Origin of the sequence: Enterococcus sp. DIV1368d (assembly GCF_050542975.1) — a bacterium.
GTDB lineage: Bacteria > Bacillota > Bacilli > Lactobacillales > Enterococcaceae > Enterococcus_D > Enterococcus_D casseliflavus.
Window position 1 is genome coordinate 3,231,780 of the sequence record NZ_CP172939.1, and the last position, 21,760, is coordinate 3,253,539.

The window sequence follows — 21,760 nt, forward strand, 5'->3', positions numbered from 1 at the left end:
GAAGGGTGCTTGCTTTTTTGATGCGGTTTGAAAAAGCACTTAGTAAGGATTATTCGGTAGCGTTTGAACCAGCGGTACTGATCGGTTCATCGACATCGTCACCGCCATCATCTGCCGGCGGTGTTTGGGTACTGCCTTGCAGATTGCCGCGGCTGATCCCGATGGTGATCCACGTTTCTAGGGGAATAAACTCGCCGTAGCGGCTCATTTCAACAACGGTTCCTTTTGGTTCCGCCGAATCGACATAGTAGATTTCGTAATAGACGTTGGCGCCTTTTGATTTGTATTCATCAAAGAATAGTTTTGGCAAGTCGCCTTCCGTTGCTTGGAAACGGATGTCTTTTAAATATGGTCGGCCTAATGAGTAGACGACTTTGACGGTTGGCAAAGTATCGCTTTCGCTGTATTCTTTGCCTGCTTCTTCCGACTGGCTCAAGAAACTACCATACGCCACTTGATCGGAATAGACTGTGCTGACTTGCAGCGGGATTTTCGATTCTAGTCCTTGGGCTTCTTCGATCGTGTATTGTGAAAAATCTGGAACGGTCAATGCTTGGCCTTTTGAGACCTTCACCACAAATTCATCTTTTTTCGCGAGTTTGCTGCCTTTGACTGGTTCTTGTGAAACCACCAGATCCAGGGCGACACTGTCAGAAAAGACGGTTTCTTCTTTGTATTTCAAGTCATTCTTTTTCGCCCATTCAGAAGCTTCACTCTTGGCTTTGCCCGTAAAATCAGGTACTTCAATATTCTTTTCAAAGACCTCTTTCCCTTTTGAATAATAGACACTCAAACGGTCTTTGCGTTTGTATTCCGCCAAATCAAGCTCTTTGTTGACCGCCTCTTGTTTAATAAAGGCTTCTGCTGCTACGTTGTCGTCAAATTGTTCGATCAAAGAGAGGTTCTCGGCTTTATTGCTGGCGATCCATTCTTTTGCTTCGGTCACTTGCATCGCTGAAAAATCTGGCAGCTCTAAGCGTTCTTCAGGATCAGGCCCGAGACTCGCCGTCAGTGTCAATGTGGCACCCTTCTTGATCTTTTTGTCAGGGTCAACACTTTGGTCGATCACTTGGTTGACGTCTTTGTCAAAATCATATTCTTGCTCCACTTTGATAGCGACGCCTTCTTCCATGCCCCACGTCCGCGCTTCTGACAGATCTTGGGCAGTGAAATCTGGCACCTTCACATGGGTCATTTGATAGTAGACGATCCCAATCACGGCAACCGCCAAGGCGGTCAGTAGGGCAATCAGCAAGATTTTTTTCTGCTTACGCTTTTTGTAGGTCGGATCAAATTCCGTTTCTTCTTTCCCAAACCGGCTGACTGGTTCCTTTGATGCTACCTTCTCCGTCGAAGAACTCGCCGCTTTTGCTTCAGTCGTCTGTGTTTGTTGACGGGCTGCCGAACGACTCAGTGGCTCACTAGCGGTCGACTCTTCTGATTGGTGAACCGGAGTCGGCTCTGCTGGTTTGCCCGCTTGCTCCGCGCCACTTGCGTTTTGATCTACGACAGGTTCGCTGGTTTTTTTCTCGCGATCAGGCGTGGGTTTCTTTTTGCCATCATAGTTGTCCGGGCTAAAATTTGATAAAAAATCACTCATGTTTGCTCAACACACCTTTACGTAAATACAAGACTTCATCCGCTTGTTGAGCGATCTCGTTGGCGTGGGTCACGACGATCACACATTTGTTGTGGACGTGTGCCAGCTCTTTAAAGATATCGATGATTTCTTGTTCCATTTCTTCATCCAAATTCCCGGTTGGTTCGTCCGCTAAAATGATATCGACATTGGTGGCTAACGCCCGGGCGATCGCTACCCGTTGTTGTTCCCCACCAGATAATTGATTGACGAGACGATCGGCTTTTTCTTTAGTGATGCCTATATAATCCAGCAAATTGTACGCCACTTCTCGTTGATTGTCTGGTAGCTGATTTTTCGTGATCGCCATCGGCACTAAGACATTTTCGACTGCACTCAAATAGGGAATCAGATTATAGCTTTGGAAAATGATACTGATGTCGTCGCGGCGATAATTCTCATGCCCGATTTTTTCGATATCGGTGCCTTCATAAAGTACTTGACCGCTTTTCGGACTATCCAACGCACTGATCAAGGATAAAAACGTCGTTTTTCCCGAACCAGATTGTCCTAAGATGGCATAGAAAGTCCCTTTTTCAAAAGAAACAGAGGTCTCTTTCAGTATATAGCGGCGCTGATCGCCGTCTTGGTAATAGTAATCGACTGCTTTCGTTTCTAATAAAGTCATCGTTGGTTCCTCCTACATCATGATTTTCTTTGGATTCAAGCGTAAAATATACAATAGCGGTAAAATCGCTGAGAGTAAGACAGTTCCTAGACCTAACAGCAGATACGTGATGATGTAGCCGGCTGAGAAGGATACTTGATAAGCATTTTTGATATCCATGTAATCAATATTAGCTGCTATCATACTGCCATAATAAACACCGCCCATCTCATTTTGATTGCTCATCCAATCGTTTTGCATCAAGGTATTTGAAACGGCACCACCTAATAAGTTCCCGGTCACTAAGGACAATAGCAGTGCGGCTAAACTAACCAGCAAGACTTCAATCACGATCTGACCAATGACTTTCCCACGACTTTCCCCCAAGGAAAGATAGATGCCTAATTCTTGTTTCCGATCTCGTAAGAAAAGCAAGACCACTAAGGAAATGATAAAGATGGTAGCGATCGATGCAATGATCACGATGTAATTTGCGATCACTCCTAAACGAGTAAAACCACCGGCGATCTGCTCGTATTGATCCGTATTGGCAACGACGCGGTAATATTGGGGCAATAACGCACCAGCTTCTTGTTTAAAGGCTTCGACGTCATCCGTTGAATTTAGGACAAAGATCGGTTGATAAAAGTTATCTGCATCTTCATCGATTGTTTCACCCCAAACCTTCTCTGCTTGAATCTTAGTGTAATCGAGGACTAGATTATTACTAGCATAAAACGTATTGATTTGATCCATCACTTGCCATATCGTATCGGAGTTTTGACTACCACTTTGATCCGATGAATCATTTTGATTGCTCTGATCTTTTTTAACTACCGAAAAAATTCCAGCGATCGTCACAGGATAATCAAAGCTGGCACTGTTGCTGTCATCACTAGTTTCTTCTGTGCCATCGTTTTCTTCGTCATCCACGATCTCGCTTCCACCGCCCATCATGATATCTGTCCGGATATCCCAAACCAACTGATCACCAACGCTCAAGTTATTCAGTTCAGCAACTTCTTTACTGATCAATACCGCATTCGTCAGTTCATTTAAATCTTTTTCCGTTAGGCCTTCGCCTTCATCGAGACGAATCAACCCTTCTTGCATATCTATTGGCTGTGTCAAATTGCCGCCTTTCAATGTGAAATATTGACCGCCCATCTGTATTGAACCATCTTCTGGTACATACGCTTTCAGTTCTTTCGTTTCTAAACTGCCCATCATTTGATAGTCATATTGTTTGACATAGCTTAACTGACCGATTTGCTTATAAACATCCAGCGCTGGTGGTTTCGGATAAAAATCCTCTTGAGACCGTTCTTCCTCCGAAACATCCGCATGGTCTTTATCAAAACCTTCCCAATCCATTTCCACCGTAGCTACGTTCCCCATTTTGCGTTTCGTCTCTCGCTCCACGTTGGCAGTGGATTGTTGAATTGCTACAGCACCAGCGATCACATTGCCTAGAATAAATAGAACTAAAAATAAAATAAATGATTTCCCTTTTCTTCTGGTGATACTTTTTAATGCACGCTGCCAAAAGTTCATTGTTATTTCCTCCAGTGACATTATTTTTAAACAATTATTCCATACTTCTCCTTCAAGAACAATCGCAATAAAGGGTCGTTTTTCGAATTCGAAATATTAAAAAACGAATACAAACGATATTTCCATTTAAAAACCCTTATAAAAGAACAAGAAAAAGATGTTAAATAACAAATAAAAGAATGGGATTTTTGCTAACAGTTTTGTAAGATTTCCCGATTTCAACTTAAATTTTACTTAAATTCCATCAAAAATGCTTGGCGCTTTCGAGAGTATAAAAAAACGAAGGAATTCTCTCACTCTTTCCCAGCGAGAAAATCCTTCGTTTTGTATCACTTATTTTTCTTTCGTATCGATCACAATCGTCACCGGGCCATCATTGACCAAGGCGACTTGCATATCTGCACCAAATTTTCCAGTAGCAACAGTGATCCCTTCGGCTTTTAAGCCTTCATTAAAAGCTTCGTAAAGCGGGATCGCAATACTTGGCGGTGCCGCTTGAATGAAGCTGGGGCGATTGCCTTTCTTGGTCTCCCCATAGAGGGTGAACTGTGAAATACTCAAGACGGCGCCATTTATACTTTCCAGTGACCGATTCATTTTACCTTCTTCGTCTTCAAAAACCCGCAGATTTTTGATTTTTCTTACGAGATAAGCCACATCGTCGCCTGTATCCTCATGGGTGATCCCCAATAAAACCATAAACCCTTGTTGGATCGCACCGACGATATTCTCCTCAATCGACACACTTGCTTGACTGACTCGCTGGATCACTGCCCGCATTCTTTCTCATCCCTTCGTACGTCTGACGCTGTAAACATCTGGAATCTGTTTGATCTTATCAACGATCGATTTCAAATGAGTCAAATTCTGAATCGCCACCGTGATGCGGATCGTTGCCATTTTGTCTTTGTTGGTTTTGGCTTCGACACTCACTAAGCGCTTCGTGACAGTGTTGACTGTCTGTAAGACATCATTGAGCAACCCAGAACGATCATAGCCGTAGATCTCAAGATCGGCATCGTATTCTTTGTTGATGTCGGTGGCATCTTCCCACTCAACATCGATCAAACGGTTCGCGGCGTCTTTGTTTTGAACATTGGGACAATCGCTACGGTGGATCGAGATTCCTCGACCTTTGGTAATGTAGCCGACGATCGAATCTCCAGGGACCGGATTGCAGCAGCGGGAGATACGGATCAACAAGTTATCGACCCCTTCAATGACAATGCCGCCTTCGTGACGAACCTTCATTTTTTCTGGTTCTTTTTTCGTCGGTTGATTGATCATCTCTTGGACTTGCTGCTTTTGCTTCTCGATTTGTTTCTCGCGCCGTTCTTCTTCGGTCAAACGGTTGGCTAAAGTCGTGGGACTAACTTCCCCATAGCCGACAGAGGCAAATAGATCATCTTCTGTTTGGTAGTTGAACCGTTCGCAAGCTTCCGCCATTTTGCTTTTCGTCAAAAATTCTTTTGGCACAAAGCCCATATCTTGTAAGGTACGAACCACTGCCTCATGCCCTTTGATGATGTTTTCATCACGATCTTGGGCTTTAAAAAATCGTTTGATTTTGTTCTTCGCTTTGCTGGTAGCCACTAGTTTGACCCAGTCGCGGCTTGGACCAAAGGAATTTGGTGAGGTCAAGATCTCGATAATGTCCCCATTTTTTAGCTTGTAGTCCAATTGGACCATCTTGCCGTTGACCTTGGCGCCGGTGGTTTTGTTACCGATGTCGGTATGGATGCTATAGGCAAAATCCAGGGGACTGGAGCCTTGAGGCAACTCCGTCACATCACCTTTTGGCGTAAATACATAGACTTTGTCGCTGAAAATATCGCCTTTGACACCTTCCATAAATTCAGAAGCATCATAGCTTTCATCTTGTAGTTCCAAGATTTCTCGGAACCAGCCAACTTGTTGGGTCATCTTGTCGGCTCTGACTTTTTCGGTCTTGCCTTCTTTATAGGCCCAGTGCGCAGCAACCCCAAATTCAGCGATCTCATGCATTTCATGGGTCCGAATTTGGATCTCGACAGGATTGCCTTTGGGACCAATGACCGTCGTATGCAGCGATTGGTACATGTTGGCTTTTGGCATCGCGATATAATCCTTGAACCGTCCAGGCATTGGTTTCCATTTTGTATGGATCGTTCCCAAAACCGCATAACAATCTTTGATGGAGTCAACGATCACTCGGATCGCCAACAAATCATAGATTTCATTGAACTGTTTCTTTTGGTCTTTCATCTTGCGATAGATCGAGTAAATATGCTTTGGTCGGCCATAGATCTCAGCATAGATATCTAGTTCCTCGGTGGCGATCCGAATCTCTTCTACGGTTTCAGAAACGTAGGATTCCCGTTCTTCTCGCTTTGTCTGCATCAAATGCACGATTCGGTAATATTGCTGTGGATTCAAATAACGCAAAGAAATATCTTCTAATTCCCATTTGATGCGGCTGATCCCTAAACGATGAGCCAATGGGGCATAGATTTCCATCGTTTCTTGGGCGATGCGGCGCTGTTTGTCTTCCCGCAGATGTTTCAACGTGCGCATATTATGTAAACGGTCAGCCAGTTTGACCATGATGACCCGTAAATCTTGCGCCATGGCGATCAACATTTTTCGATGATTTTCTGCTAATTGTTCTTCATGAGATTTGTACTTGATCTTACCCAGCTTGGTCACGCCATCCACTAGCATCGCTACATCTGCACCGAATTCTTCTTTCAGATCGGCTAACGTCACATCGGTATCTTCGACGACATCATGCAAAAAACCAGTTGCAACGGTATGAGGATCCATCTGCAATTCTGCCAAGATCCCCGCAACTTGGATTGGATGAATAATGTAAGGCTCGCCGGATTTACGGAATTGTTCTTTATGGGCTTCTGTCGCGTAATCTAATGCTTTTTGGACAAAGGCAACATGCTCTTCACTCATATAATGAGCGACCAATTTGATGACATTGGGCCCGGTCAATATAACTTCTTTTGCCATTCATTCCGCCTCCTGCTTTTCTTTTTTGTGCTATCAAAAAGGCAGACAGAAGTCGCTGTTAACGTTTCGTCACGCACCCAAAGCCTTGCGGACAAACGTTCTAAGCATGGGACTCCTGTCTAACCTGCAGTTCTTATTTAGTAGTATTATTATACAAATTTTTCAGCTATTTTTCAATCGCTGTTGTTCAAAGCACATCGGGCGACGGCTGGTCCTTAAGCAATTCTTCAAAAACATGATACGAGAGCCCGATTTTCTCAGCGCCAGCAGCCTGTAGTGATTGCAGCGCTTGTTCATCTACTGTGTCAGGATTGATCTGGATCGACAGTTGACTGCCGCCATCTAAGGAAAACAAGCTCACGTCATGCAATGCTTCTGCTAGTGGTTGTTTTTGCCCTAACACAATCTTTGGCCAAGCTTCTTCTTTCAAGCGTTGTGCTACTTGGATCTTCGTCAATTCATTCATGATCTCGGTTTGCACAGCTAAGCGGATCTCTCCTCCTGTCAAGGTCAAGGAGCGGATCGTTTCAGTCAGCTCCGCAAAGCCACGATCATTTTCCATGAAGGAAGAAGCTGGCAGCCAGACTTCCAAAAAATCGGCGCCTTCCATAAACGCCCGACCAATTTCAAACGCCACCTTTGCCAGTGTTCCTTGGGCAAGGGGGTAATCGATCACTGCGCCGATTTGTAGGGAAGAGCCTTGTGCCAAGATTTTCGCTCGCCGAATGGCACTAGGCAAAACGACGACTTCCTTTAAGGTCGTCTTATATTGATTGATAAAATCCTTCAAGACCCAGTCGGTCAGATCGGCCGTCAACAAACGGACACTGATTGCTTCTTGGTTCTTATTCATCAACTCACATCCTCTTTAATTCCGTTAGCACACTGACAGCACTTAAAAAATAAAACGGTGCTGTTTCTGTTCGTAAAATTCGAGGGCCTAACCCGCATAATTTGGCGTTGTTTTGCTGGGCTTCTTCGATTTCGGAGGGGGTCAGACCGCCTTCTGGACCAAAGATCGCTAAAACTTTGCTGCCAACAGGCAATGCGGTGATCACTTGCAGCAGCATCGCTGCTTCTCCTTGTTTGGCTGATTCTTCATAAGCCACTAGGACCGCATCATACTGACTGAGGCTTTGCCAAAATGCTTTGGCGTTATCCAGCAGCGTGATGGCTGGTGCGATCTGCCGTTGGGATTGCTCCGCCGCTTCTTGGGCGATTTTTTGCAGCCGCTGCTGCTTTTTCTGTAATTTCTTTTGATCCCATTTCACGACCGAAGTTTGCGCAGGAAAACCGATAAAGGCTGCCGCCCCCAGTTCCGTTCCTTTTTGAACGATCAAGTCCAGCTTGTCGCCTTTCGGGTAGCCGCTAGCGATCGTGACCTGCAGCGGCAATTCCTTGTCCTGCTGTTCTTTTTCGACTTCCTCTAAGTACACCGTTTCTTCATCGGCTTCTTTGATCTTGGCAATGATCGCCAAATGATCCTCAAAGACTAAACCGACTTTTGCCCCGGGAGTCATGCGCATCACTCGGATCATATGGTGGAAGGGTTCTCCCGAAACGGCAAACACCGCTTTTGCTTCATAAGGATCCTGTAAAAAATATCGCTGCATCTTACTCTACCTCTGGTTTTTTAAAGGCGATCGCATACCAGTCTTTTTGATTGAACAATTGATCGATCTCAAAGCCTTGTGCGATCATGGCATCGATCACTAATTGTTTTTTCGTCTCAATGATCCCAGAAACGATCAAGGTCCCTTCTTGCTTCAATAGACGCCACGCATCAGGGATCATCAATAAAATGATGTCCGCTAAAATATTAGCAACGATAAGATCAGCAGGGACCGTCACTCCTTGCAAGAGATCATTGGCCTGCACGGTCACATCGTGAGCAATAGGGTTCATCGCCATATTTTCTTGGGCGGACCTCACAGCGACTTCATCTAGATCATAAGCGAACACGTCTTTGGCACCTAAATATTTACTGGCGATACTCAACACGCCTGAGCCCGTCCCGACATCTAAGACGGTTTCACCGCCTCGCAAGTAGACTTCTAGGGCTTGTAATGTCAAGCGTGTCGTAGGATGCGTGCCGGTTCCAAAAGCCATCCCCGGATCAAGGGTGATGATCTTTTCCTCTTCTTGCAGCGGTTGATAGTTTTCCCAGCTCGGCACGATCGTCAGATAGCGGGAGATACGGACTGGATGGTAATATTTTTTCCAGGCCGTCGCCCATGCTTCTTCCACGACCTCGCTCGTTGTGATGGTGTTTTTGCCGATCGCCAAACCATATTCTGGCAGACGGTCGATGGCTGCTTTGATCGTCGGCAGCACTTCTGGTAAAAAGATCGTCTCTGGGAAATAGGCACTGACTTGGGCGCCTTCATCTAAGGTCGTATAGGTTTCTTTATCCAAAATTTCGCCATACGCATCGCTTTTAAAATTTTCGATATCTAAAACGTCCTCGATCGCTACCCCACTTGCTCCGTGTTCCATTAAAATATTGGCGACTGCTTCCACTGCTTCGCTAGCTGTCGCTACGGTTACTTCATTCCATTTCATGTTCGTTCTCCTTAGTAACTAGGGTACGGGATCATGGTTTCCCCAGCTCCCGCTTGATAGTTCGTCATTTTCTCCACAAATTCTTCTTCGTTGAATCGCAATTCAAAGATCGCTTCTTCACTGTCATCGTTCAAGAAATCAAGCAGATCGCTTTGGCCTTCTTCTAAAATTTCTTGAATGTAATCAACCAATCCGTCTAACAAGGCTTTTTGGATCCCTTTTTTCCCTGCATAAGGGATCGTCGCTAAATAATCTTCTTCATCAAACGTTGATTTTTGTGGATCATACAGCAAAATCCCATCTTCAAATTCAATGATCGCTTCTTCTGATGCCACACCTTGTGCATCGTCGATCTGCACGTGGTGAGGATTTTCAGCAAACAAGCGCAGCACCAATTCGATCGTATGATTTTTGGCATCCCAATCGATCGCCACATCATAGTCGGTGATTTTTTTCGTTAATCGCTGATCTAAGTAAGTCAATATCGTTTCTTTCGCCATCACTATTCCTTCTTTCTTAACACCATCCATGGTCTTGCTGAACAGCGGTTTTTCGTATATTTGTCAAATACGGATTGCCAGCCACCGCAAAACGAAGCGGCATCTGGGTCCATTCCCCTTTATTTGGGATACCAATCCGAGGCAATGCCAAAATTTCTTTTGGGGTACGTCGGCGCTCAGGAACCAAATGCAGTGGGCTTGTAAAAATCGATTCTCCATAAAGCTCAGCGGGGATCTGCAGTGCCTGTACCAGTTTCCCGGGGCCGTTGGCTACATCCGGTCCTGTTTTTTGTCGTTGTTGCTCCATCAAAGCGATCCCATCCACCGGTTCTAGCCCGCGAATCATGATTCCTTGCGGGATGCCTTTTGGCTGCGTAATAAAGTTGACGATTCGATGCGTATGCATCGTATATAAATAAATCGTACCTGGCTCCTGATACATCGCCCGAACCCTTGGTGTGTTTCGCATGCCCACACTATGAGCCGCCAGATCATCGGGACCTAGATACGCTTCACAATCCACGATATACCCACCTACTGTTCCTTCTGGGGTCTCATGTTCCAAATACATTCCTAATAAGGCACGTGCGATGGTCGTTGTCGGCTGTGTCGCAAAAAGTGCCATTAATTCATCCATTCTCATCACCCTCTTTATTCTACACAATTCTCGGCGAACTTACTATCTTTGACTACAGAGTTACGACGATCTCAACGATTTCTTTTCAACGAAACTGATTTTTGCTGACTGAGTGGAAAATAAGCGCCCTTTTGTTTCTGCAAAGACGCAAATCAGCTTGTTTATGAGAATATACGTTCTTATGTTATACTTACAGGAAAAGGAGAGGATCGTTTTATGCAGCAGCCACTTGCTTATCGAATGCGGCCACGGAACTTAGATGAAGTCGTCGGACAGCAGCATTTGGTTGGCCCGGGGAAAATCATTCGCCGAATGGTCGAAGCCAAAATGCTTTCTTCGATGATCCTATACGGACCGCCGGGAACCGGAAAAACCAGCATTGCCAGTGCGATCGCCGGCTCGACACGCTATGCGTTTCGCATGCTGAACGCCGCCACAGATACAAAAAAAGACCTGCAGATCGTGGCAGAGGAAGCCAAAATGAGCGGTACTGTCATTTTACTGCTTGATGAAGTCCATCGACTAGACAAGACAAAACAAGACTTTTTACTGCCCCATTTAGAAAGCGGCAAGATCATTATGATCGGTGCCACGACGGAAAATCCCTACATTACGATCAATCCAGCGATTCGCAGTCGGACACAGATTTTTGAAGTCAAACCGCTCCAAGAAGAAGACATTTTGACCGCCATTGATCAAGCCTTAGCAGATGAAACTCGCGGACTTGGATCAGAAACCATCGTATTGACCGATGATGCCCGCTTGCATCTCTCGCGAGCGACCAACGGTGATTTACGAAGTGCGCTAAACGGCTTAGAGCTCGCTGCTCGTTCCACCCCAAAAGGACCAGACGGCATTATTCATTTGACCTTAGCGATCATCGAAGAGTGCGTCCAGCGTAAAGCATTGACCCACGATAAAGATGGGGATGCGCACTATGATGTGATCTCTGCTTTTCAAAAATCGATTCGCGGCAGCGATGTGGATGGTGCGCTGCATTACTTAGGTCGTTTAGTAGAGGCAGGCGATCTGGCGATCATTTGTCGGCGCTTGATGGTCATCGGCTATGAAGACATTGGTTTAGCTAACCCAGCAGCCGCTGCTCGAACCGTCAATGCTGTGTTAGCCGCTGAACGTTTGGGCTTGCCAGAAGCTCGGATTCCGTTAGCCGATACAGTGGTCGATCTATGTCTGTCACCAAAATCCAACTCTGCTTACATGGCATTGGATGCAGCGATCGCAGATATTCGCAGCGGTAAAGCTGGCGGTGTCCCAGATCATTTACGAGACAGTCATTACAAGGGTGCCCAAAGCTTGAATCGGGGTGTCGGCTATCAATACCCACATAATTTTGATGATGCCTGGGTCGATCAGCAATACTTACCTGATAAGCTGAAAAATACTCATTATTACCAACCAAAAGCCACTGGTAAATATGAGCAAGCCTTAGGTCAACGGTACCAACAGTTGCAGCAGCGAAAGAAAAAAAACTAGGTACTTAAAAAAAATAGCGACTTTTTGGTATCGTTTTCAAACAACTTTATTGCACCTTCGTCATTCCTATGCTACTATAAGGGTGGGAATTCTGTGATGTACGAGTTGTCCCTTTTGTGTGTTGACCGAACATTTTTATTGATATCTTGGGATCCGTCTTGTGTCAATGCTGGTAACATGCCTTTTCCTTTGGTAGTTCGAAGCTTAGACCGTGGAACCCACCTGCTAGAATTTGCGGGATCAATACTATGGGAAAAAGAACGGCATCAACGGATATTACCCATTCTTTTTAGAATGTGCCATCTGTTTTTAACAGATGGCTTTTTTGCGTTTTCTAACCGATAGCAACAGTGAAACGTCCTTGCCTGACATCAGAGTAAGGGTGGCTTTTGCTATTCTTTCTAGGGTTCGCTATACTAAACTTATCAACTTAGGACAGGATGGCGTATGTTTATGATTCTTCTATTATTTACGATCGTGGCACTCGTATTATTCGGCACCAGTTATTTGCTTTATGCCAAACAAGCGATTTTTTTCACTTTGATCCCTACCACCGAGGCGAATAAGGTCTTCTTAAAAACCTATAGTCTCATTCATTTCCTTTTAGGCGTGGTGGCATTGGTTGTGGGCTTTGTCGATAAGGAGCTGATTGCCTTGTTTTATTTGGCTTTATTGCTGCTCTCTTCCGCATCTTTCAGCATCTTGTTGGCACAAAAAATGAAAAAAAAGAAAGATTAGGTTTTCTTTTTCCAGAAAAAAGCATTACAATAAAAGTAGAAGATAACAGATGGGAGTGTTTCTTATGTTACAACAATATCAACGAATCATGGTAGCCGTCGATGGGTCTAGCGAGTCAGAATTAGCCTTCAAAAAAGCCGTGAACGTGGCACAGCGGAATGATTCTGAATTGGTTTTAGCACATGTGATCGACACTCGTGCCTTTCAAACCGTTTCTTCTTTTGACGGCATGCTTGCTGAACAAGCAACCGAAATGGCCAAACAAACCTTGAAAGACTATGAGGATTGTGCCCGCAAGCATCAAGTAACTGCGGTCAAAACGGTGATCGAATACGGCTCGCCAAAACCGATCATTGCCAAACAATTGCCAGAAGATCACGACATCGATTTGATTATGATCGGTGCCACTGGTTTAAATGCCGTGGAACGAATCTTTATCGGTTCCGTTTCTGAGTATGTCATTCGCCATGCCGGCTGTGATGTGTTAGTTGTACGGACAGACCTAGAAAACAAAGTCCCAGCAAAAGACCACACGAAAGCTTAATAGTGAGACGACCTGCCGCTGCTTGGCAGGTTTTTTTTGTACAAAAAAAACCGTGACAAAAGCAAAAGAGGCAACGAGCGCTCAGGTCTCATTGGTCTTTTTGACTTTGGTCACAGCTCTTTGACAAGTCGGTTATCCAAACTTGTACAGCAAAAAATGAAAGCAAAGTAATAGGTACTCCTATCTAACCATGTTTCCGCTTGATTGTAAATAGTTTTTCTGAATTTTCTGAATAAATAGTTAATTTACCCATCCTTAAATAAAAAAAGCAAAGCGTCGCTTCCCTTAGGAAAAACGACGCCAAAATCTATGGTGATAATGGGCTATCCAAAGGACGCTGGTCAAGAGGATCACAAAGAAAACCGGACCATTCAATAACCAAAAATCAACCGAAGTCGCAGCAAAGCCGTAAAGGATGATAACAATGATGGAAAGAAACAGCGTTGCGATCGTTCCAATGGCTAACCCAAGACTCCCCGCCCCTCTCGTAAACAATTGACTGATGTTGGTCCAATCCAAAAGCAGCAGCCGATAATCACGAGCAAAATATTTCAAGCACAAAAGAAAACTGCTCCAAAGTGCCCCGATTAGAAAAGAGACAGCCAAAATCAGCGGCATTTTGAACAGAAGGACTGCTGCCAGCACGATGACTGCCGTTAAGCTCAGCTGCAAAACGACCCCAAAGCGGAATTTTTCCCGCAAGTAGCGCTTCATCGATAGCGGCAAGGAGCGGACAAACAAGAAATTCTCCTGATCCAGTGAGATCAAATTACTGATAAAAGAAGTCGGGTTGACCATCAATGCTGCCAAGGCGATCCCCGCCACAAAAACGACACCGATAAACCGCTCATCCAATTCACTTAACTGAATCGCTCCTGTAAACACAAAGGACACTAAGAAAATAATGGGCATCAGCAACGAAGAAGAAAAGACTTGCATGATCAAATTCGGATCTCGGATCAACTGCGAATTGTAATTAAACAACAGCTGGCCCAAGCCTTGATTGGGTTTATGCTTCCGACGAACACTCCCTTGGTTGGGCGCCGCGGCTGCCACTTGCTCATAAAACTTCGGCAAGATCAATCGATAGAGGGCAAAAAGCAACACGCCTGCTGTGGCGATGATCCCTAGCAAGCTAAGCAAACCAGTCGTTTGAAACGGTGCCACCATCACATAATAAAAGGGCAATAAAAAGCTGATCGCTCCCCGATCTACCACGTCTGTCTCATAAGTATTCACCTGATTCATCATTAAGACCCCGATCACAACAACCAGCATCGTCACGCCTAGCAATAAACTAGTGACCAATTTTTTATGCTTCAAGAAAAACTTGGTGCGCGTCAGGCTGAAGACGATCAAGCTGCAAATGCTGAAGATCAAGACTAAAAACAAGCCGAACAGCAAGAACGCCCATAAGATCGTCAGCAAGAAAAAGACATTTGCCCGAATCCCTGTCAGGAGAAATAAGACCAACAGAGGAAAAATAAACGGCGCAACGGTGAGAAATACCACCACGATCTTTGCCAAAAAAATTTCACTCTGTCGAAAGGGCAGCGGCAAATACGCTGGCAGATCTTGACTCTCGAAAAAGACATTGTAAATGGACGAAATCCCTTGGGAAAAGCCTAAGATCCCGAACAAAGCGACATAAGCGGTAAAAAAGCCTGGCATCTGACTAAAATCCAATGTGATCATCGTCAACCCATAGACTAGCAGAAACACTACCCCAGAAAGCGCATATTGAAACAACAAATAACTGGTCAAGGTCGAACCAGCCTTGCCTTTTTTGCGGGCTTTGTCTGTCAATTGGGGATTGGCATACCGCAAATTAACGGAGGTCATCGTCAGAAATTGTTGTTTTCGCATCTACGCTTCCTCCGCTTCTGCAAGAATCGCTTCTTCTTGACTTCTCCCAGTCATTTGCAGATAGATCGTTTCCAAAGAAAGCGACGGATGCTGTGCCAGCAAATCTGCCACTGAGCCATTGTACAGCAGCTCACCTTTTTTCAAAATCGCCAATTGATCGCACAACTGCTGGGCGGTGTCCAAGACGTGGGTGGAAAAAATCACGGTCTTGCCCTTGGCAGCGTGCTGTTTCATCATTTCTTTTAAATCATACGCCGCTTGGGGATCTAAGCCTTGTAATGGTTCATCCAAGATCCAAATGTCTGGATCGGGGATCAATGCCCCAATCAGCAGCGTTTTTTGCCGCATTCCATGGGAAAAGCTGGCGATGGTCTCTTCTTCATGAGACAGCATATCAAACAAGCGCCCTAATTTTTGCAAACGCTCGGCCTTTTCCCCTGCTGGCACCTCATACGCGGCGGCAATCAAGTCCCAATACTCCCCTGCCGTTAGCTGTAAAAACAAATCTGGCGTGTCCGGTACATAAGCAATTTGTTTTTTTATCGCTTCGCGATGTTCCACGAGGGATTGGCCATCAAAATAGATTTCCCCACTCGTCGGTTGCAAAATACTCACTAAGCTTTTGATCGTGGTCGACTTCCCTGCTCCGTTGTGTCCCAGAAAGCCAAAGATCTCCCCTTGACGGATCGTCAGGGAAAGATCAGACAACGCTTTTTTTGGTCCATACTGTTTCGTCAGATTCTTGATCTCAATCATTTTCCTGCCTCCTTATTCCATACCTATTGTTATCTTACGCTGAAAAGCAGGAAATGAAAAATGTTTATTGCCATTTTTAACAAATCAATTGACAGGAGCTGCAAAAACAAAGATAATAAGAGCACTTTAGGGGAGTAGCACATGGATCGTTCCATGATCTTAGATCAACAGCAAGCGGGAATCCGCTGGTTTAAGATGTTTCTTGCAAGACCTAAGTGGCAAGGGGCCGCTTAGGTCTTTTTGCAGTTTAAAATGGAGGGAAAACAGTCAATGAGTTCAAGTAAAATGAAAAAAGTGACCGCCGGCGGACTTTTAGTCGCCATGGGGGTGGTCTACGGTGATATCGGTACGAGCCCGCTTTACGTAATGAAAGCCTTGGTGGAGGACAATGGCGGACTACGCACCTTAACACCCGATTTTATCTTAGGCAGCGTCTCGCTCGTCTTTTGGACGCTAACGCTGCTAACGACGATCAAGTACGTCTTGATCGCATTAAACGCGGATAATCATGGAGAAGGCGGGATATTCTCCCTTTATACTCTCGTTCGTAAAAACAGCCGCTATTTTATTATTCCAGCAATCATCGGGGGCGCAGCCCTGCTAGCAGATGGCGTGTTGACGCCAGCCGTGACGGTGACCACTGCCATCGAAGGATTACGGGGGATTCCAGTCTTTTTTGATCGCTTCGGCAATGATCAATCGATCATCGTCGGCATCACCTTAGCAATCTTATTGGTCCTCTTTGCCCTGCAGCGCTTTGGGACTGAGTTTGTCGGCAAAGCCTTCGGACCGATCATGCTAGGCTGGTTCACCTTCTTAGGCATCGTCGGTGTGATGAACTTTGCTGGTGACCTTTCGGTGATTCGCGCCCTTGATCCCCGTTATGCAATCAATCTGCTCTTTAGTCCCGATAACAGCGCCGGTCTCTTTATTCTCGGCAATATCTTTTTGGCAACGACTGGTGCGGAAGCCCTCTACTCAGACTTAGGTCACGTGGGCAAGAAAAACATTTATGCCAGCTGGCCCTATATCAAAATCTGCTTGATGCTGAATTACTTTGGTCAAGCTGCGTGGTTGCTGCAAGTCTATCAAAACCCGACTTATCAAGAAATCGAAAACTTGAATCCATTCTTCCAAGCATTGCCGCAAGGGTGGACAGTCTTTGGCGTCAGCTTTGCCACCCTCGCTGCCATCATTGCTTCGCAAGCCCTGCTGTCTGGCTCCTTTACCTTGGTTTCTGAAGCCATCAAGTTGAAACTATTGCCGCGGATGCAAATCATCTATCCGGGGGCGTCTATCGGGCAAATGTACATTCCTGCCTTGAACACCTTGCTGTGGATCGCCTGTTCTGGCGTGGTCTTGTTCTTCCAGACCTCTACTCGGATGGAAGCTGCTTATGGATTGGCCATTACGGTAACGATGTTGATGACCACTATTTTGCTGTATTTCTACTTGCATCAAAACAAGAAGACCCGTTTCTTGGCACCGTTCATCACGCTCTTTTTTGCAGCGATCGAGGGGATTTTCTTTATCTCCAGTGCGACCAAATTTTTCCATGGCGGTTACGTTGCCATCTTGTTAGCCAGCGTGATCATCGGCGTGATGCTGATTTGGGAATGGGGCAATCGTATTCAAGAAAATGCTGCCGAAGAAGTTGCACTTTCTACCTACATCCCTCAATTGAAACAGTTGCGGGAAGATGATTCTTTGCCGTTATCTCAGACGAACGTCGTCTTCATGGTTCCTAAGCTGCAAGACGATCAGATCGGTCAGCAGTTCATCTATTCCATTTTAGACAAACGGCCAAAACGTGCCAAAGTGTATTGGTTCGTCAATGTGGAAGTCACCGATGAACCCTATACGAAAAAATATGAAGTTTCGATGGCAGATACCGATTTTATCGTTAAACTAAAGCTTTATCTCGGCTTTCGGGTGCCGCAAGAAGTCAATCTCTACATTCGCCAAATCATTCAAGAATTAATGAAAGATGGTCGCTTGCCGCTGCAGCCGCAACGCTACTCCTTAACGCCTGGACGCAATGTGGGCGATTTCCAATTCGTGATGATCGAAGAAGAGCTGTCGAATGCAACTGCATTAAGCAAATGGCAGAAGCAAGTCATGCAGACGAAGCTTTTTATCAAACGCCATACCATTTCACCTGAACGCTGGTTCGGCTTAGAATACAGTGATGTGGTTCATGAGACCGTTCCATTGGTCATCGGTCAGATGAAAGAAAGCTCCCTGACAGAATTACGCATCGAGGAACGCTAAGAAACCGCCAGTACTGGTTGAACTTTCTGATACTTTCAGGTACACTGAAAAGACAAAGACACAAAGGAGGGAAAACTACCATGATGCGCATGACTAAAATAACAAGTAATGAAAATTACCAACGATACCATATCGCATTTAGCCATGCAATTGGTTTTACAGTTGCTGTTGACGGGACGAGTCTGTCCAAAACAGTTACATTTACGTAAAATCAATGGCCATCTCAAGGTATTTTTCTCAAGAAAATCTGAGTTTAAATAACACTGGCCATGGATATCCATGGCCTTTTTGAGTGGTCTCAAGGAGAGAGATCATGATCATACAAGCAATTGCTATTAAAAAAACCATCGGCGGGAATCCGTTATTTGAGGAGTTAGCCTGCCAAATCGAAGCTGGAGAAAAAATTGCCTTAGTCGGCATCAACGGAACGGGCAAATCAACCTTTTTACAAATCTTGACTGGCAGTGAAGGCGTCGATAGCGGCGTTATCAGCCGCCAAAAAGGCTTGAGGATCGGGACGGTCGAGCAAGAGCTGACAGTTTCTGAAGCAACCGTTACCCACTACCTGCTCCATTCTGCTGCTACCATTCAAGAACTCAAGCAGCAAATGAGCCATTACGAAGCCTTGATGGCAGAACCCGATACTGATTTAGAGAAGTGTCTGATCCGTTATGGCGAGCTGCAGCAGCGCTTTGAAGAGCTGGGCGGCTATGGATTGGAAGACCGAATTTCCGCGATCTTACAAGGCTTAGGAATTCCCCATCGACAGAACACACGCTTAACAGAGCTTAGCGGCGGTGAACGGGTCAAAGTCGCTTTAGCCAAAGTGTTAGTTGCCGATGCTGACCTGCTGTTACTGGATGAACCAACCAATCACTTGGATCTTTCAAGTATCCGCTGGTTGGAAAATTATTTGCAGAATACGAAAAAAGCGGTTCTAGTCGTTTCTCACGATCGGCACTTTCTCGATCAAGTCACCACCAAGACCTGGGAACTAGAAGAAGGCGCCTTGGTTGAGTATCCTGGGAACTACAGCCGGTTTCGTGTCTTGAAAGAAGCTCGCTTGGCGGAGCTGACCAAAAATTACGAACTGCAGCAGAAAGAAGTCCAGCGGCTGAAAGTCATGATTCGTCGGTTTCGTCAGTGGGCCCATGAAGGAGACAATGAATCCTTCTTCAAAAAAGCCAAAGAATTGGAACGCCGCCTAGCGAAACTAACGCTGGTCAAACCGCCAGCGCCCCCGAAAAATCGGCTGCAAGGCTTGGCAAATGGCGGAAAATCAGGCAAAGAGGTGTTCATCGTTCATGATTTGCACCAGCAATATGCCGATCAGCTCCTATTCAAAGACAGTAGTTTTGCAATCTACCGTGGGGAGCATCTAGCCATCATCGGCGACAATGGTACCGGAAAATCAACCTTACTCAAATTACTTCTCGGTGAGGAGCTTCCTAGCGGCGGCACCATCAAGCGCGGCAGCAGCTTACAAATCGGCTATTTGCCCCAACAGCTGCAGTTTGCCGATCCTGAGAGCCGCTTGTTGGCCTACGTACAGACGTTGACAGGAAACGAAGAGGCTGCTCGTCGGCAATTGGCCAAAAGCGGGTTTTATCAAAGTGATGTGGCCAAACGAATCAAAGATTTGTCTGGTGGTGAAAAAATCCGTTTGGCGTTACTGAAACTCTTTTTAGAAAAAATCAACGTCCTGATTTTGGATGAACCAACCAATCACCTCGACAGCTATGCCCGAGAAGAAATTGAAGAAATGCTGCAAGATTATCAAGGGACCCTGTTGGCGGTCAGCCATGACCGCTACTTTTTACAGCAGCACTTCCAAGAAGCCCTGGTCATTGCACAGCAGCAGATCACGCGCCAGTCCCTGAGCCCCTTGATTGACTAAGAGATTGATTCGCAACAAAAAAACTTGATTTTCCTACGATATGCATGGGTTGTTCAATCCATGCATAGGCGGAAAATCAAGTTTTTATTTTTTGATCAATGAATGTTGCCGATCAAGTTGCGGATCGGTTTTCTAGCTAAATACAAGATGATACCGACAACAACGGCTACTCCGCCGACGATGCCATAGTACATCCCTTCTGTTTGCGGTGTGTAGAACCGAGCGATTTGCGCATTGATGGCTTGTGAAGAAGCGTCTGCTAACAACCAAATCGCCAAGGTTTGTGCTTCGAAGGCTTTCGGCGCTAGTTTGGTCGTCACCGACAAGCCCACCGGTGAAAGACACATTTCCCCTGCAATCATAATGAAGAAGCTCAATACCAACCATAATGGGCTGACCCGTTCTTCTACTCCAAACAAGAGGCTTGGCAGCATTAGCAATAGAAAGGACAAACCGGCTAAGACTAAACCGATGGCAAACTTCACTTCTGTCCGTGGCTGACGAGAGCCTAGTTTGGTCCACAACCAGACAAAGACAGGTGTCAATAAGACGACAAAAAGTGGATTTAAGGTTTGATACAAACTTGCTGGAATATTGATGCCGAATAACGTTGATTGCGTACGGTCAGCGGCAAACAATGCCAAGATCGATGAGCCTTGTTCTTCCAATGACCAAAAGACGATCGCTGACAAAAACAGCGGAATGTAGGCCAACACTTTTTTCTTTTCATCTGGTGTGACATCTTTCGAACGGAGCATTTTGGTAAAGTAGTAGATCGGTAAGAAAATACCTAAAACACTGATAAAGTTGATGAAGAAATCCACCGTCAGATGGCCAGTTGCAGCTGCTGCGCCAAACAACACTGCCAATGCGAGAAGAACCAGAACGACTGCTCGGAAGAAGGTTTTCTTTTCGGCTGCCGATAAGGGATTCGTTGGCGCGATCGCTACACTTTTCAACGTGGTTTTTCCTTGCACATAATACTGCACCAAACCGATGAACATCCCGATGGCAGCAATCGAAAAGCCTAAGTGGTAGTTGACCTCTTGTCCTAAGATCCCGACGATGATCGGTGCTAACAAGCCGCCAATATTGATCCCCATATAGAAAATCGAGAAACCAGCATCCCGACGGATATCGTCTTTGCTGTATAAATGCCCCACCATACCCGACACGTTAGATTTCAAGAGTCCGGTTCCGATGACGATCAGCATCATGGACACAAACAACGCTGGAATCCCTAAAGGTGTTGCCAAAACGATGTGTCCTAACATGATCAAGATCCCACCATAAAAGACGGATTTATTTGATCCTAACAGACGGTCCGAGATCCAACCGCCAACAATACTTGACATATACACTAAGGAACCGTAAATCGACATGATCGCCACAGCCGTTCCTTTTGGCAACCCTAAGCCGCCGTTGGCAACTGCATCGTACATGAAGTACACCAAAATCGCCCGCATACCATAATAACTGAATCGTTCCCACATTTCCGTGAAGAATAAAGTTGACAGCCCTCGCGGCTGACCTAAGAATGTTTTTTCTTTTTCCATATGTAATGGCCCCTTATAAAAATTAATGAAAATAAAATAGCGGAATTTTTCTGAAAATTCACAAATGCCAGTTTATTCCCATTTGGCAACTTTTACAAGGGTATTTCCCTGAGAACATCTTGTAAAAAAGGTGGGAAATTTA

The 21,760-nt window shown here is 45.4% G+C and carries 18 protein-coding genes and 1 other RNA gene; 6 read left to right on the plus strand and 13 right to left on the minus strand.

The annotated features are described in order from the left end of the window. Window positions 1–49: 49 nt before the first annotated feature. The 10 genes from IGJ44_RS15215 to IGJ44_RS15260 form a co-directional block, all read right to left on the minus strand. Window positions 50–1,600 carry a PASTA domain-containing protein gene (locus IGJ44_RS15215; RefSeq protein WP_074536175.1) on the minus strand — a complete coding sequence of 517 codons (1,551 nt, stop codon included), beginning with the start codon at window positions 1,598–1,600 and terminating at the stop codon, window positions 50–52. Then, window positions 1,593–2,267, minus strand: a complete 675-nt coding sequence (locus tag IGJ44_RS15220; RefSeq protein ID WP_005227776.1) for an ABC transporter ATP-binding protein — start codon at window positions 2,265–2,267, stop codon at window positions 1,593–1,595. Before IGJ44_RS15220 ends, IGJ44_RS15215 begins: the two co-directional genes overlap by 8 nt. A gap of 12 nt (window positions 2,268–2,279) precedes the next feature. Further along, window positions 2,280–3,821: an FtsX-like permease family protein gene (locus IGJ44_RS15225; protein WP_081343880.1), complete on the minus strand. Its 1,542-nt coding sequence runs from the start codon at window positions 3,819–3,821 to the stop codon at window positions 2,280–2,282. Between the two features lie 312 nt (window positions 3,822–4,133). Further along, a complete protein-coding gene (gene dtd, locus IGJ44_RS15230; RefSeq protein WP_005227772.1) occupies window positions 4,134–4,580 on the minus strand; it encodes a D-aminoacyl-tRNA deacylase in 447 nt (148 codons plus the stop codon). 6 nt (window positions 4,581–4,586) lie between these two features. After that, entirely contained in the window at window positions 4,587–6,797 is a 2,211-nt protein-coding gene (locus IGJ44_RS15235; RefSeq protein WP_005227770.1) for a RelA/SpoT family protein, read from the minus strand. Between the two features lie 187 nt (window positions 6,798–6,984). Beyond that, the gene (locus tag IGJ44_RS15240; RefSeq protein ID WP_005227769.1) at window positions 6,985–7,650 is read right to left on the minus strand and encodes a hypothetical protein; all 666 of its coding nucleotides are present in this window, start codon (window positions 7,648–7,650) and stop codon (window positions 6,985–6,987) included. A gap of 4 nt (window positions 7,651–7,654) precedes the next feature. Continuing rightward, window positions 7,655–8,410 carry a 16S rRNA (uracil(1498)-N(3))-methyltransferase gene (locus IGJ44_RS15245; protein WP_430605918.1) on the minus strand — a complete coding sequence of 252 codons (756 nt, stop codon included), beginning with the start codon at window positions 8,408–8,410 and terminating at the stop codon, window positions 7,655–7,657. Between the two features lies 1 nt (window position 8,411). Continuing rightward, the gene (prmA, locus tag IGJ44_RS15250) at window positions 8,412–9,359 is read right to left on the minus strand and encodes a 50S ribosomal protein L11 methyltransferase (protein WP_074536177.1); all 948 of its coding nucleotides are present in this window, start codon (window positions 9,357–9,359) and stop codon (window positions 8,412–8,414) included. A gap of 11 nt (window positions 9,360–9,370) precedes the next feature. Further along, the gene (locus tag IGJ44_RS15255) at window positions 9,371–9,859 is read right to left on the minus strand and encodes a DUF3013 family protein (protein ID WP_005227763.1); all 489 of its coding nucleotides are present in this window, start codon (window positions 9,857–9,859) and stop codon (window positions 9,371–9,373) included. Window positions 9,860–9,875: 16 nt separating this feature from the next. Then, window positions 9,876–10,496, minus strand: coding sequence for a DNA-3-methyladenine glycosylase (locus tag IGJ44_RS15260; RefSeq protein WP_010749036.1), 621 nt, complete (start codon window positions 10,494–10,496; stop codon window positions 9,876–9,878). A 216-nt stretch (window positions 10,497–10,712) separates the two neighbouring features. Here IGJ44_RS15260 and IGJ44_RS15265 point away from each other — a divergent pair, with 216 nt between their 5' ends. The 4 genes from IGJ44_RS15265 (at window position 10,713) to IGJ44_RS15280 (ending at window position 13,272) form a co-directional block, all read left to right on the plus strand. After that, window positions 10,713–11,990: a replication-associated recombination protein A gene (locus tag IGJ44_RS15265; RefSeq protein WP_074536179.1), complete on the plus strand. Its 1,278-nt coding sequence runs from the start codon at window positions 10,713–10,715 to the stop codon at window positions 11,988–11,990. A gap of 85 nt (window positions 11,991–12,075) precedes the next feature. Further along, a non-coding RNA gene (gene ssrS, locus IGJ44_RS15270) (6S RNA) lies at window positions 12,076–12,270 on the plus strand. Between the two features lie 167 nt (window positions 12,271–12,437). Continuing rightward, window positions 12,438–12,728, plus strand: a complete 291-nt coding sequence (locus IGJ44_RS15275; protein WP_010749034.1) for a hypothetical protein — start codon at window positions 12,438–12,440, stop codon at window positions 12,726–12,728. Window positions 12,729–12,792: 64 nt separating this feature from the next. After that, window positions 12,793–13,272 (plus strand): universal stress protein, encoded by a 480-nt coding sequence (locus IGJ44_RS15280; RefSeq protein WP_074536181.1) that lies wholly within the window; start codon window positions 12,793–12,795, stop codon window positions 13,270–13,272. A 285-nt stretch (window positions 13,273–13,557) separates the two neighbouring features. On the opposite strand, the gene IGJ44_RS15285 is transcribed toward IGJ44_RS15280, so the two are convergent. Both IGJ44_RS15285 and IGJ44_RS15290 read right to left on the minus strand, forming a co-directional pair. Beyond that, window positions 13,558–15,138 (minus strand): ABC transporter, encoded by a 1,581-nt coding sequence (locus tag IGJ44_RS15285; RefSeq protein WP_074536184.1) that lies wholly within the window; start codon window positions 15,136–15,138, stop codon window positions 13,558–13,560. After that, window positions 15,139–15,894, minus strand: coding sequence for an ABC transporter ATP-binding protein (locus IGJ44_RS15290; RefSeq protein WP_074536186.1), 756 nt, complete (start codon window positions 15,892–15,894; stop codon window positions 15,139–15,141). Window positions 15,895–16,164: 270 nt separating this feature from the next. Here IGJ44_RS15290 and IGJ44_RS15295 point away from each other — a divergent pair, with 270 nt between their 5' ends. Together IGJ44_RS15295 and abc-f are read left to right on the plus strand one after the other, a co-directional pair. Then, window positions 16,165–18,165, plus strand: a complete 2,001-nt coding sequence (locus IGJ44_RS15295) for a KUP/HAK/KT family potassium transporter (RefSeq protein WP_167827322.1) — start codon at window positions 16,165–16,167, stop codon at window positions 18,163–18,165. A 313-nt stretch (window positions 18,166–18,478) separates the two neighbouring features. Next, complete coding sequence (gene abc-f, locus IGJ44_RS15300) at window positions 18,479–20,062, plus strand: ribosomal protection-like ABC-F family protein (RefSeq protein ID WP_074536188.1); 1,584 nt, start codon at window positions 18,479–18,481, stop codon at window positions 20,060–20,062. A gap of 95 nt (window positions 20,063–20,157) precedes the next feature. On the opposite strand, the gene IGJ44_RS15305 is transcribed toward abc-f, so the two are convergent. After that, a complete protein-coding gene (locus IGJ44_RS15305; protein ID WP_005227746.1) occupies window positions 20,158–21,618 on the minus strand; it encodes a peptide MFS transporter in 1,461 nt (486 codons plus the stop codon). Window positions 21,619–21,760: the final 142 nt, after the last annotated feature.

Coding starts and splice junctions, on each gene's coding strand:
- IGJ44_RS15215 (WP_074536175.1), bottom strand. CDS start 1,600: ATGAGTGATTTTTTATCAAATTTTAGCCCGGACAACTATGATGGCAAA.
- IGJ44_RS15220 (WP_005227776.1), bottom strand. CDS start 2,267: ATGACTTTATTAGAAACGAAAGCAGTCGATTACTATTACCAAGACGGC.
- IGJ44_RS15225 (WP_081343880.1), bottom strand. CDS start 3,821: ATGTCACTGGAGGAAATAACAATGAACTTTTGGCAGCGTGCATTAAAA.
- dtd (WP_005227772.1), bottom strand. CDS start 4,580: ATGCGGGCAGTGATCCAGCGAGTCAGTCAAGCAAGTGTGTCGATTGAG.
- IGJ44_RS15235 (WP_005227770.1), bottom strand. CDS start 6,797: ATGGCAAAAGAAGTTATATTGACCGGGCCCAATGTCATCAAATTGGTC.
- IGJ44_RS15240 (WP_005227769.1), bottom strand. CDS start 7,650: ATGAATAAGAACCAAGAAGCAATCAGTGTCCGTTTGTTGACGGCCGAT.
- IGJ44_RS15245 (WP_430605918.1), bottom strand. CDS start 8,410: ATGCAGCGATATTTTTTACAGGATCCTTATGAAGCAAAAGCGGTGTTT.
- prmA (WP_074536177.1), bottom strand. CDS start 9,359: ATGAAATGGAATGAAGTAACCGTAGCGACAGCTAGCGAAGCAGTGGAA.
- IGJ44_RS15255 (WP_005227763.1), bottom strand. CDS start 9,859: ATGGCGAAAGAAACGATATTGACTTACTTAGATCAGCGATTAACGAAA.
- IGJ44_RS15260 (WP_010749036.1), bottom strand. CDS start 10,496: ATGGATGAATTAATGGCACTTTTTGCGACACAGCCGACAACGACCATC.
- IGJ44_RS15265 (WP_074536179.1), top strand. CDS start 10,713: ATGCAGCAGCCACTTGCTTATCGAATGCGGCCACGGAACTTAGATGAA.
- IGJ44_RS15275 (WP_010749034.1), top strand. CDS start 12,438: ATGTTTATGATTCTTCTATTATTTACGATCGTGGCACTCGTATTATTC.
- IGJ44_RS15280 (WP_074536181.1), top strand. CDS start 12,793: ATGTTACAACAATATCAACGAATCATGGTAGCCGTCGATGGGTCTAGC.
- IGJ44_RS15285 (WP_074536184.1), bottom strand. CDS start 15,138: ATGCGAAAACAACAATTTCTGACGATGACCTCCGTTAATTTGCGGTAT.
- IGJ44_RS15290 (WP_074536186.1), bottom strand. CDS start 15,894: ATGATTGAGATCAAGAATCTGACGAAACAGTATGGACCAAAAAAAGCG.
- IGJ44_RS15295 (WP_167827322.1), top strand. CDS start 16,165: ATGAGTTCAAGTAAAATGAAAAAAGTGACCGCCGGCGGACTTTTAGTC.
- abc-f (WP_074536188.1), top strand. CDS start 18,479: ATGATCATACAAGCAATTGCTATTAAAAAAACCATCGGCGGGAATCCG.
- IGJ44_RS15305 (WP_005227746.1), bottom strand. CDS start 21,618: ATGGAAAAAGAAAAAACATTCTTAGGTCAGCCGCGAGGGCTGTCAACT.